The organism is Oscillospiraceae bacterium MB24-C1 (genome assembly GCA_030913685.1).
In the GTDB taxonomy this organism is placed as follows: domain Bacteria; phylum Bacillota; class Clostridia; order Oscillospirales; family Ruminococcaceae; genus Yanshouia.
The window spans coordinates 2,777,266-2,789,219 of the sequence record CP133187.1 but is presented as its reverse complement, the minus strand read 5'-3'; the positions used below and the strand labels follow the sequence as shown (position 1 = coordinate 2,789,219).

10 protein-coding genes are annotated in these 11,954 nt (G+C 48.1%); 7 read left to right on the top strand and 3 right to left on the bottom strand.

What is annotated here, in order from left to right; all coding sequences use genetic code 11:
* The first annotated feature begins 111 nt into the window (after positions 1-111).
* On the top strand, positions 112-1,776 hold the full coding sequence (ilvD, locus tag RBH76_13350) for a dihydroxy-acid dehydratase (protein WMJ83700.1): 1,665 nt from the start codon (positions 112-114) through the stop codon (positions 1,774-1,776).
* A 71-nt stretch (positions 1,777-1,847) separates the two neighbouring features.
* Here ilvD and RBH76_13345 read toward each other — a convergent pair whose 3' ends face one another.
* Complete coding sequence (locus tag RBH76_13345; protein WMJ83699.1) at positions 1,848-2,543, bottom strand: MgtC/SapB family protein; 696 nt, start codon at positions 2,541-2,543, stop codon at positions 1,848-1,850.
* A gap of 130 nt (positions 2,544-2,673) precedes the next feature.
* Positions 2,674-3,693, bottom strand: a complete 1,020-nt coding sequence (locus RBH76_13340; protein WMJ83698.1) for a tripartite tricarboxylate transporter substrate binding protein — start codon at positions 3,691-3,693, stop codon at positions 2,674-2,676.
* 579 nt (positions 3,694-4,272) lie between these two features.
* On the opposite strand from RBH76_13340, the gene RBH76_13335 reads away from it, so the two are divergent.
* The 6 genes from RBH76_13335 (at position 4,273) to RBH76_13310 (ending at position 10,326) form a co-directional block, all read left to right on the top strand.
* On the top strand, positions 4,273-5,289 hold the full coding sequence (locus RBH76_13335) for a LacI family DNA-binding transcriptional regulator (GenBank protein ID WMJ83697.1): 1,017 nt from the start codon (positions 4,273-4,275) through the stop codon (positions 5,287-5,289).
* A gap of 181 nt (positions 5,290-5,470) precedes the next feature.
* Positions 5,471-6,496 carry a tripartite tricarboxylate transporter substrate binding protein gene (locus tag RBH76_13330; GenBank protein WMJ83696.1) on the top strand — a complete coding sequence of 342 codons (1,026 nt, stop codon included), beginning with the start codon at positions 5,471-5,473 and terminating at the stop codon, positions 6,494-6,496.
* Positions 6,497-6,573: 77 nt separating this feature from the next.
* Positions 6,574-7,038 carry a tripartite tricarboxylate transporter TctB family protein gene (locus tag RBH76_13325; protein ID WMJ83695.1) on the top strand — a complete coding sequence of 155 codons (465 nt, stop codon included), beginning with the start codon at positions 6,574-6,576 and terminating at the stop codon, positions 7,036-7,038.
* Between the two features lie 24 nt (positions 7,039-7,062).
* Positions 7,063-8,595, top strand: coding sequence for a tripartite tricarboxylate transporter permease (locus RBH76_13320; GenBank protein ID WMJ83694.1), 1,533 nt, complete (start codon positions 7,063-7,065; stop codon positions 8,593-8,595).
* A gap of 13 nt (positions 8,596-8,608) precedes the next feature.
* Complete coding sequence (locus tag RBH76_13315; GenBank protein WMJ83693.1) at positions 8,609-9,607, top strand: NAD(P)-dependent oxidoreductase; 999 nt, start codon at positions 8,609-8,611, stop codon at positions 9,605-9,607.
* Complete coding sequence (locus RBH76_13310) at positions 9,604-10,326, top strand: RraA family protein (GenBank protein ID WMJ83692.1); 723 nt, start codon at positions 9,604-9,606, stop codon at positions 10,324-10,326. The genes RBH76_13315 and RBH76_13310 overlap by 4 nt, the downstream gene beginning before the upstream one ends.
* A gap of 391 nt (positions 10,327-10,717) precedes the next feature.
* On the opposite strand, the gene msrB is transcribed toward RBH76_13310, so the two are convergent.
* A complete protein-coding gene (gene msrB / locus RBH76_13305) occupies positions 10,718-11,671 on the bottom strand; it encodes a peptide-methionine (R)-S-oxide reductase MsrB (GenBank protein ID WMJ83691.1) in 954 nt (317 codons plus the stop codon).
* Positions 11,672-11,954 lie beyond the last annotated feature (283 nt).

The following is an 11,954-nucleotide window of genomic DNA, read 5'->3' as shown; positions in this document are numbered from 1 at the left end:
TCAACCGAGGCCCCCCTTCGTCCTTCTTGACTTTGCTGCTGTTCTTGTATTATTATAGCTTTATATCTTCGCAAAATAAGTGGTAGAATGCGACAAGTGGAGGGAAAAGTTATGGAATTAAGAAGTCATAAGGTCACCCAGGGAGTGGAGCGTGCACCGCACCGATCTCTGTTTTATGCCCTTGGATATACCGATGAGGAGCTAAACCGTCCGCTGGTCGGCGTGGTATCGGCACACAGCGAAATTGTGCCCGGCCATATTCATCTGGACAAAATTGCCGAGGCGGTCAAAGCCGGTGTTCGAATGGCGGGGGGTACTCCTATACTGATTCCCGCAATCGGCGTTTGTGATGGCATTGCCATGGGTCACATCGGTATGAAATATTCGCTGGCTTCGCGCGAGCTAATCGCCGATTCGGTCGAGACCATGGCCATGGCGCACTGTCTGGATGCTTTAGTGCTGGTTCCCAACTGCGATAAAATCGTCCCCGGTATGGTTATGGCCGCGGCCAGAATCAATATTCCCGCGCTAGTGGTTTCGGGCGGACCTATGCTGGCTGGTGAGCATGATGGCGCACACACCAGCCTGTCTTATCTGTTTGAATCGGTTGGTGAACACAAAGTAAACATGATTGACGATGCCGAGTTGCGCGCCCGCGAGTTGGACAGCTGCCCCGGTTGTGGTTCCTGCTCCGGTATGTATACCGCTAACTCAATGAACTGTCTTTGCGAAGCCATCGGCATTGCGCTACCCGGCAACGGCACCATTCCCGCCGTTTATTCGGCTCGTACCCAACTGGCAAAGCAGGCAGGTATGAAGATCATGGAACTTCTGGAAAAGAATATTTGCCCACGTGACATCATTACCCCTGCTTCTATCAAAAATGCGCTCTCGGTCGATATGGCATTGGGCTGTTCTACCAACAGCGTGTTGCACCTGTTGGCCATCTCAAACGAGGCCGGTGTTCCAATGGATTTGAAAACCATCAATGAAATCAGCGCCAAGGTGCCCAACCTTTGTCACCTGGCCCCTGCCGGACGCCATTATATTCAGGAGCTTAATACCGCAGGCGGCCTACCCGCGGTGATGAACCAGCTAGCCGCCGCTGGGTTCCTTGATACCTCGGTCATCACAGCTACTGGCAAAACTCTCGCTGAAAATGTCGCGGGCGCGGTCAATAAAAACCCCGAGATTATCCGCCCCATCGAGAATCCCTACAGCAAAACCGGCGGCATCGCCATCATGTGGGGCAACATCGCGCAGGATGGCTGCGTAGTCAAACGCAGTGCTGTTGCGCCTGAGATGCTTACCCACACTGGCCCTGCACGCGTGTTCAATTCTGAAGAAGAGGCTATCGACGCGATCTATAAAGGCAAAATTATCTCCGGCGACGTCGTTGTCATCCGGTTTGAGGGACCTGCCGGCGGCCCCGGTATGCGTGAGATGCTCTCCCCCACCTCTGCACTGGCAGGTATGAAGCTGGACAAGACTGTCGCACTCATCACCGATGGGCGCTTCTCCGGCGCTTCCCGCGGCGCTTCCATCGGGCATGTGGCGCCCGAGGCGGCGGCAGGCGGTAACATCGCCTATATTGAGGAAGGCGACCTTATCGAGATCGACATTCCTGCAAGTCGTATCAACGTCAAGGTCAGCGATGAAGAGCTTGCAGCCAGAAAGCAAAAGTTTGTCATGCCTGCTCCCAATGTTACATCCGGCTGGCTGGCACGCTATGCCCGTCTGGTAGGTGCCGCCAATACCGGTGCGGTGATGAAATAACTATATCTTTTTAAAAGCGCTGCAACCCTGACAGGTTGCAGCGCTTTTTGTATGTTCGTCTTGACGACTACTCATATCTCTTCCGCAAAACAAACGCCATCCAATGCACGCAGGCCCTCCAGTAGGATGTCATGCGCCTGTCGCTTGCCAGCGTGCGACAATGTGACCAACATAGCGGCACAATCACAATCGGTTTTGAGTTGTTCAATGGCATGGGTCTTCCATCCCTTGTCGCGCAGATGTGTAATAACCGAAGACAGTCGCATCGTATGCGCATATTCAATGTAGAGTTTGATGTTATTGGAGGTCTTCAAATATTGCTCATCCAGACGTTCCAATACCTCCAGCACCATATAAAGGAAGAGACACATAATAAGCGCACCTTCATAAAAGCCAATTCCGATTGCAAGACCCATACAGGCCGAGGCCCACAGTCCGGCAGCCGTAGTCAACCCCTTAACCTGATTATGCCCTGTAACCACAATGGTGCCAACGCCGAGAAAGCCGATGCCACTGATCACCTGCGCACCAAGCCGTGCAGGGTCGGTATTAGCGCTAAAGTACAGCGCGATATACTGACTGACCATCATGACCGAAGCGGAACCAATACACACCACCAAATGGGTACGTAACCCGGCCGGGTGGCGTTTTTTGCCCCGTTCCATCCCGATAATACCGCCACAGAATATTGTAAAAGCAAAACGCACAAATATAGAGACGATGTTGAGCTGCCGCAGATAGTCCAGCAAAACGTCGAACTGAGCCAATCGTATCCCCCTCCTTATATTTAATCTACGATTTAAAAACAGAGCTAATGCCGTTTAATTGGTATTAGCTCTGCGTTCTTTTAAATTTTTATTATCGTTAATGCGCCACGTAAGCAAGCATTCAGATGGTTTAGTCCTGATACAGCGTTACAACGATATCACGGCAAAAGGTATCCTGCGCGGTAAGCAAATCTGTTAGCGCGTCAGGATCCATATAAGTCATTGAAAGCCCTGCGGCCTCATGGTCCGTGATGCACTTTTGATCTTCCATCGCTTTTTTAAACGCCTCGGCATAAAAATCAATAATTGCCTGAGGGGTATTGGCGGGGGCGACCAAGGCACGCGCGCTGCCATACCAGGTGTCAATTAAGCCAAGTTCCTTCATAGTAGGTACATCGGGATATTGCTCGACGCGGTTTTCTGAGAACACCGCAAGCATGCGTAGCTCGGCATTATCACCTGTTACCATTGAAGCTACATCACCAACTTTTGGAACCGAAAATTCCACTTCGTCTTGGCTCAGCGCCATCAACTGGTCGGCCGTCCCACCATAGGGTACCGCCTTATAGTCAAAGCCAGCAGCCTTGGCAAAAATCTGGGCGCCGGTGTGATTAGACGCCATATTACCATTAGTGGAACACTTTAGTTCACCAGCCTCGCAGGCATCTATCAGATCCTGCAGGGTGTTGTAGGGGCTATCCTGTTTAACAACAACAGCTGATGGCTCAAAAAGATGGTTGCAGATCGGCACCACACTTTTAATACTAAAGGGTGAGTCAGACTCAAGCGCCAGTGTCGTAAAGGTGGGCATATTGATAAAGCCAATGGTATAGCCATCCGGTTTGGCACGGGCCAACGCCGTATAGCCAATTTTGCCATCGGCACCCTCAAGATTTTCAACTACGAGCGACTGTCCGACGTACTTTTTTGCGTTGGCCAGCAATAGCCGAGCACTGGTGTCAGTTCCTGAACCGTGCCTGTAAGCTACGATGACCTTGACATCCTTAATGGGTGTCCACGCAGTAGCAGATGCACCAGACGACGCATTGCCAGATGGTGCACTCGATAAATTGCTGAAAGCGTTACCCCTACAACCGACGATTGCTAAAAGCATTGCTGCCGCAACAGCAATAGATTGTACTTTGTTCATTATAATTGCATCTTCCTCTACCTTTTTAAATGTTTTGCAGCACTGGTCAGCAAACATTATAAAGGTGATTAGAGTATGTGGTATCTGTCAGGTCTTCAATCCTGTCTTTAAATTTCTTTTCGCAAATTGCCATGAATATTCACACTACATTAAATAACGGCGCAAAAGATGATAATCAACAAATTTTATGTTGCCCCATATGTAAAAGTTAATACTCGGTTGGTGACCAAATCACCTCATTGATAAATTGCTGGTCGTTATCAAAACACAATGTAGTGGCCGTTTTTGCTGCCTTAACATCCGAAAAAACATGCTTAATGGTGCGATTTTGCATGGATTAGATGACTTCTTTTTTCTCTGAGCGAATACCAAATATGTTCTGACTTTTCTATGTAGTTAGCCAGATGTGGCGGGCAACTTTTCTTTTACTGTAAAATGCGGATGGACTTACCTTTTATTCATAATGCTAAAAAATTGATAAATTATTTTGTAATAAAGCCGCATTGACTTTAGCGGAATCATTTGGTAATTTAAAATAGAAACCGGTAAACAAAATCGATACACAAGGGAGGTGTAAACATGGCGGGGAGAATTACAATTTCAGATATTGCTAAGTCTGCGAAGGTATCTAAGACTACTATTTCCCGCTATTTAAACGGTAATTACAATTATATGTCCGCGGAGACGCGTTCCCGAATCGAGCAAATCATTAAGGAATATGACTATGTTCCCAATAACGTTGCGCGCACCTTAAAATCAAAAAAAAGTGGGATGATTGGCGTTATCGTTAACACACTGCGCTATCAGGTAGGTGCACAGACGGTCACGGGGATTAATGATATCTGTTCCAAAAACGGTTATGGTACGATTGTTTACTGCAGCAACGACGATCAGAAGACCGAGCAGATGGCGATCCAGCTCTGTCTCAACCAGCAGGTGGAAGGGCTTATCATTATCCCTTGCGAAAATTCGGTTACCCGTTATAACGAGATATGCGAACGCGGGATTCCTGTCGTTCTCTGTACGCGGCAACTGGCTGAGTGGTCATACGGCTGCGTCTATGTCAAGCATGATGAGCTGATTCGAAATATGTTGTATCATCTTAAGGAACAAGGATTTGAAAAGAGTCGCTTTCTTTTGGATGTCCGTAATTTTCATAAAAAGTGGATGGGCGATGTTTTCGCCCAGACCGCCCAGGAGCTTTTTGGTATGACGGATGAGGAGTCGGTTGTTCTGGTGGGACGGGACAATCCTGCTGTTGGGGATGCACTCGATGTTTTTCTACATCAGTATCCCGGTCAGCGCAAGGCAATCATGGCAGTTAATACACACACTCTCTTTCTGGTTCTTCAAGAGCTGGAACAGCGAAAGATCAGGATTCCCCATGAATTGGGGGTTTGCGGTTATGACGCTGTCGGTTGGTCAGAGCTGGTTTATCCGGGTATTTCAGCTATTCGCCAACCGATGGATCGCATGGGGATTATGGCAGCGGAAAAAATGATGGAAAGTCTGCGGGAACACCAGCCAAGTCAAGGAGGTACTGCGCTGCAGGGAAGTCTATTTTTTCGCAATTCCACCAACCTGAAGATGTTATAATTCTCTCTACTTTCTCTAGGTATATTTGTTGCAGAACGAAGGATGGGCTTTCCATCCTTCTCTTTTGACAATTTAGTTAACCGGTAAACAAAACCGGTTAACTAAACCTTAAATTCAGTTTTCAATTATAAGCACATTGCGCTTATAGGTTGGATAATCTAAGTAAATAGGAGGAAAAGACATGAAAAAAGCAATCTCAGTCCTTTTGGTTCTGGCAATTGCCGTTTCTCTTGCGGCTTGTGGCAGCCAAAGCAGCGCCCCAAGCGCCGGTCAATCTGATTCCAGCGCAACGGCAAGCCCCGCCACGGCTTCCAATGGTGAATGGCCCAACAAGGCCATTACCCTGCTCTGTGGTTATTCTGCTGGTGGCTCGTCCGACCTGGGTAGCCGCTATCTGGCTGAGGCTCTGAAGAAAGAGCTAGGCGTACCCGTGGTAGTCGAGAACGTCCCCGGCAGCGGTAGCTGGCTTGCGTGGAATCAGCTTTTGCAGAATACCGATCCAGACGGATATACCTTTGCTCTAGTGAACCTGTCGGCTTTGTATGGTCACTATGATGCGACCAATCCCCGCGAAAAAACCATCGAAGATTTTGAACTGTTAGCCAACCATGTTGTAGACTATCAGGTTCTGGCTATTCGCAGCGACGAAACCCGCTTCACCGATTATTCTTCGTTAATCGAATACGCCAAGAACAATCCCTTAATCCTAGCCTCTGCTACTTCCAGTATTACCAGCGGCGATGCCACCGTTGCCAAATTCCTTGAACAAAAGCACGGCAGCCAGCTTACTGTTATCCCAGTCGACGGCGCCAGCGACGCCACAACCATGTTTTTAGCTGGTGAGACCGACATTCTCTCTGCCAATGTCGGCGATGTAATGGAAGCCGAAGAAAACGGCTATCGCCCCATCGTAGTTTTTGCTCCCGAGCGTTCCGAGTACCTACCCGACGTACCTACCGCTATTGAGATCGGTGTGGATGACTATGTGTCCTTTTCCGCCCGTGGTTACGCCTACATGAAGGGTGTTGACCCCGCTATCGTAGAGAAGATGACCAATGCTTTAATCAAATCTTTTAATGACCCCGATTATCAAAAGAATATGGCCGCCATGGGCGCCCAGCTTGAGCTCTACACCGGCGAAGAGTATTACAACTTGCTGATGGATCAGCTAGATAGCCGCCTAGAGCTTTGGAAAGTGCAGAAATAAGCACTGGATATTCAATGACCCATTGTGGAGCGCCGAGTTAAGCAGCTCGGTGCTCCAACAGGAAAGGAGTACATTTGGTGAAGAAACAACTCCATCAAGACGTTTACATAGGTCTTGTCTGTTTGGCGCTATGCCTGCTTATTTTTGCACTGAATATGAACCTGTCCCCTGATGCGGCTATGATGCCTCGTCTATTGGGCGGAATACTGACAGTATTATCCATTCTGATCATTTATCGTGGCTTAAATAAAAGTAAGTTGCCTGTCGAAGCGCAGGGCGCAAAGGCTCTGACTTTAGATGCGCTGAAAATTCCTCTGATCACCTGGGGATTTGTGGTACTGTATTTCGTGTTGTTCATGGCGGTTGGTTATTTTCTGGCTACCGGTGTTATGATCATCGTGTTGATGCGATTTATGAAGCGCACTTCATGGCCTATTATCATCACCATCGACATCACTTATTTGCTACTGATTTATTTCGTGTTTGTCCGTATGCTAAACGTATCTGTGGATGGTTTTGGCATGCTGGGCCAATTGCTGTGATGCGTGGAAAGGAGAACATGAAATATGGTAGATTTCGCTAATATTATCGCCGGCTTTCAGACCTTGATCGGCGTGGATACCATCATTGCCCTAATTGCCGGCACAGCAGGTGGCATGATTATCGGTGCACTGCCTGGGTTTTCTGCCGCCATGGGCGTTTCACTGCTGATTCCCATTACCTATGGCATGAGCCCCGTGGCTGCTCTGAGCATGCTTGTTGCAATGTACACCTCAGCCATCTATGGTGGCTCGATCACGGCTATCCTTTGCCATACCCCCGGCACTCCCGCTTCAGCCGCAACCGCCATAGACGGCTTCCAACTGACCAAACAAGGCCGCGGAATGGAGGCCATGGGTGTGGCAACCTTCAGCTCCGCCTTGGGTGGCATTGTTAGCGCCATAGCAATGTTACTTATCGCCCCTGCGCTCGGCGCTCTCTCACTAAAGTTTTCTGTCCTTGAGTACTTCCTTTTGTCTGTTTTCGGTCTTACCGTCATTGCTAGCCTTGCAGGTGATTCGGTTGTCAAAGGCCTGTTTTCCGGTATTTTGGGCTTAATTCTCGGCTGCGTCGGCCTCGACGCCATTACCGGTTTCCCTCGTATGACTCTAGGCGTGATCCAACTCGAGGATGGTATCAATTTTGTTCCTGCCCTGATCGGCCTTTTTTCGATTTCTCAGGTCATGTCTCTAGCTTGGGATGTGCATCACGGTAAGAAAGGTTCGGTTATTGAAGATGAGGAAAACTTAAAGAACAGCCGAGCACTTCCCCCTTGGAAAGAAATGAAAACGCTCTTCCCAACCATTACGCGCTGCTCGGTCGTCGGCACCATTGTCGGTATCGTACCCGCTGCCGGTGCAGGCATCTCCTCATGGATTTGTTATAGCATGGGCAAGAAGTTTTCTAAGCATCCTGAAAAGTTCGGTCACGGCTCTTTGGAAGGCGTGGCTTCTTGCGAAACCGGTAACAACGCCGCCACCGGCGGCGCTTTAATACCACTGATCACCCTCGGTCTGCCCGGCAGTTCGGTGGCGGCCATTTTACTCGGCGGTATGATGATTCATGGCCTGACCCCCGGTGCCGCCATGTTTACCAAATACGCCGACACTACTTATGCCATCATGCTCGGCTTCCTGATAGCCAACATTCTCATGGGCATCATTGGATTGTTCGCCGCGCGTTATATTGCCCGTGTCAGTTCGGTCCCAATGGGCTATTTGGGGCCGGTCATTACCGCGCTGTGTGTCATTGGCACTTATGCCATTCGTAACAATATGTTCGATGTCGGCGTTATGGTTGTATTTGGTTTGTTTGGCTTTATTCTCAAGCGCTGCGGCTTTGCTGCGCCCCCCATGATTTTGGGCATGGTCCTTTCTGGCATTTGTGAAAACAACTGGCGGCGTGCAGTTATACTAGCCAATGCCAAAGGCGGTATGTTAAGCTACTTCCTCAGCCGTCCAATCAGCATCGTGCTTACCTTGCTAATTGGAATATCCCTTTTTTCGCCGATAATCATGTCCTATGTGGATAGGAAATCCAAGGAAAATGTAACCAAATGAGGTGCAACCCAACATGAGCAAAAAAATCGCATTATACGGAGCCTTTAGTGACAACATGCTCACGGCATTGAGTAGCAAATGTCCGAAGGGCTTCGAAACCTATCATGTCGCGGCGAGTGGAGATCTCTCCGCTTTGGCGGACGCAGATTATATGGTTAACCGCGGAGGTGTGGTTGATGCCAAGATTATGGACGCCTCTCCCCGTATTAAATGGATTCAAAAATGGGGGGTCGGATATGACAAGATAGATGTCAAGGCCGCCGGAGAACGCGGCATCCCCGTTGGTATTTGTGTCGGCGGTAACAGCATACCGGTTGCCGAGATGACCGTTACCCTGATGCTAGATGTCCTTCGCAATGTGATTGCGCTTAACGCCAAGATGAAGACGGGTGAGTGGGCCAGAGAGCAGTATTCCACCCGCTCCTATCTGCTCCACGGTAAGACGGTGGGTCTTATCGGCATTGGCAACATTGCCCGCAAGGTGGCCGATATCGTGCGTAATGGCTTTGAAGCGCAGGTTCTTTACTATGATATCGTTCGCTTGGACGAGGAACAGGAGAAATTCCTTGGCGTCACCTACACCGATTTTGATATGCTGCTGGCTCAATCCGACATCATCAGCATTCATGTTCCACTACTGGAATCTACCAAAGGGATGATTAGCAAGGAGAAGATTGGGTTGATGAAGCCCACTGCTTGTATCATCAACACTTCACGCGGCGGCATTATTGACGAAAGCGATTTGGTTGAAGCGCTGCGCGAGGGACGAATTCTGGGTGCTGGTCTTGATACCTTTACGCAGGAGCCACTTTCAAAGGATGCCGAGTTGCTCAAACTCGATTGTGTTACCGCCACGCCACACTGTGCTGGCAACACAGTGGACAACGATATCAATATGGCAGCCATCTGCATGGACTGCATCGCACGGTACGACGCTTTCGGCAGTCGTGAGATGCGTGAGATTGTCAACAGGGAGTTTATAAACTTTAATAGAATTGAGGAAACTAAATGATAAGTATTGGAAACAGAATCTTTACAAAGGTTGAGCGTCCAGACCCGAAAATAGTCGAGCTGTTTAGAGGTTTGCCCTCTAGCAATATTAATGATGAGATGAACCGTCTGTTCTGCATGCACGACTATATCAGACCTTTAAATAACGTTCCTCTGCTGGGAACCGCCATCACTGTTAAAGCGCCTATTGGTGACAATCTGTTCTTTCATCAGGCGCTGGACATGGCTCAACCGGGCGATGTGATTGTTGTAGATGGTGGCAGCGGCTGTAACCGTTCCCTTGCCGGAGAGATCATGGTCCGGTTTGCTGCCAAGAAGGGGCTGGCCGGTATCGTAGTCGATGGCTGCCTACGTGATCTTGATGGAATCAAAGTGCTTCCGATAGCCGTTTACGCCAAAGGCATCACCCCACAGGGTCCGTTTAAGTTCGGCCCCGGTGAGATTAATACTCCTATCGCCTGCGGTGGCCAGGTTGTCTTCCCAGGAGACATTCTGGTCGGCGATGCCGACGGCATCGTTGTAATCCATCGACAGGATGCCGAGGCGGTTGCCAATGTCGCCATCAAAAAGAAGGCTGCCGAAGACAAGACATTTGAGCTGATGGAGTCGGATTTTGCCGCCTATTCAACAAAGCACCAGAGTACGACCAAAAACCGCTTCGCCAGCGCCGGTCAGGAGGTTCCCCAGTTTGGCAGCTACACCGAAATGTACAATATTTAATCACGTCGCTTCCGTTTTCAGTTTTTTCTGTTTTCTAGTTATGAAGCATATCCGATTGAGTGTATTACCAACAACAGAAATTAAAATGCAAGCATTCTGGCGCTAAGCTATGTATTCTAAGCGGCCTTATACATTCATGAACCCCCGTTGATGTCATGAGAGACGATATGAAAATGTTGATTACATCGTCATTTTTGGTGAAGGGTCACGGTAGACTATTCACGGACAGTTACTTTATAAAGAACATGGGGGCTGTAATATAATCTATAAATTGGGAATCTAATAAAACGAAGCGCTACTTGAACTTTTCTTCAAGTAGCGCTTCACTATATAAAAGGTTTGATTAAAACCTCTCATTTAAATTGGATGGATCATATGAGTTTATGCCCACTCAATCTATCAGACTTAGTAGATATCCATATCCTTCGCGCTCCATATCTTTTTTAGGAATGAACCGTAGTGATGCACTATTGATACAGTAACGCAACCCACCCAATTCTTCCGGACCATCGTGAAACACATGTCCCAAATGTGCGTCACCAGCCCGGCTTCTCACCTCAGTGCGCATCATACCATGTGAGCTGTCTGATTTCTCGCGAATAACATTGGGATCAATTGGCTTTGAAAAGCTAGGCCAGCCACAGCCAGATTCAAACTTATTATTCGAAGAAAATAAAGGTTCCCCTGTGGTGACATCTACATAAATACCGGGCGTAAAGGTCTGATAAAATTCGTTTTGAAATGCTGGTTCGGTGGCGCTATGCTGCGTAACCTCATACTGAGTAGGCGTCAGCTTTTTGCGTAAGCTGTCAATATTCGGAACAAGGTAGTCGGCAGGATTCACTAACGCTTTTGCCGCTTTTTCAAACTGATCCTTCCCGATATGACAATATCCTCCCGGATTTTTATTCAGATAATTTTGGTGATATTCTTCCGCAGGGGTGAAATTGCGAAGCGGCATGACTTCAATGGCAATAGGCTTGCTATAACGGCTTTGAAGCCGTGTAATAGAGTTTTCAATCACTGAGCGTTCTTCTTCGTTGACGTAGTATATACCGGTTCGATATTGTGCTCCAATATCGCCACCTTGACGGTTGTACGAAACCGGATCAATTGCTTGATAATATAATTCTAGCAGAAATTCAAGCGGAAGAATCTTGGCATCATAGATTACATATACCGTTTCGGAATGCCCTGTGTTTTGATGACAAACCTCATCATAAGTGGGATTCTCAGTGTTTCCATTGGCATAACCCACTTTTGTTGCCTGAACGCCATTGATAGCGGCAAGATATTTTTCCATTCCCCAAAAACAACCACCAGCGAGATAAATTTCTGATGACATTTTGCACCTCTCATTTTTCTATTGACAATTAATCTGTTTTCCTCTTTCAATGTACCCGCCACAGAATAGTATACCGCCCAATGCGTTTACTTATATCATTTCGCCCTACATATATAACCTAAGGCTTTTCTTTCCTCCAGTCAAGCAGATTTCGCGGCAATATTCCTCTGTAGGTAACAAAAGAACAGACGTAGGAAGAGAGGATGTTGAATTGAGTAGGAAACCTCCGAAGCACTTAATGGCGCCCCATTTGTAAACAGTAAGTGTACTGAAAACAAATAGG

Coding starts and splice junctions, on each gene's coding strand:
- ilvD (WMJ83700.1), top strand. CDS start 112: ATGGAATTAAGAAGTCATAAGGTCACCCAGGGAGTGGAGCGTGCACCG.
- RBH76_13340 (WMJ83698.1), bottom strand. CDS start 3,693: ATGAACAAAGTACAATCTATTGCTGTTGCGGCAGCAATGCTTTTAGCA.
- RBH76_13335 (WMJ83697.1), top strand. CDS start 4,273: ATGGCGGGGAGAATTACAATTTCAGATATTGCTAAGTCTGCGAAGGTA.
- RBH76_13330 (WMJ83696.1), top strand. CDS start 5,471: ATGAAAAAAGCAATCTCAGTCCTTTTGGTTCTGGCAATTGCCGTTTCT.
- RBH76_13320 (WMJ83694.1), top strand. CDS start 7,063: ATGGTAGATTTCGCTAATATTATCGCCGGCTTTCAGACCTTGATCGGC.
- RBH76_13315 (WMJ83693.1), top strand. CDS start 8,609: ATGAGCAAAAAAATCGCATTATACGGAGCCTTTAGTGACAACATGCTC.
- RBH76_13310 (WMJ83692.1), top strand. CDS start 9,604: ATGATAAGTATTGGAAACAGAATCTTTACAAAGGTTGAGCGTCCAGAC.
- msrB (WMJ83691.1), bottom strand. CDS start 11,671: ATGTCATCAGAAATTTATCTCGCTGGTGGTTGTTTTTGGGGAATGGAA.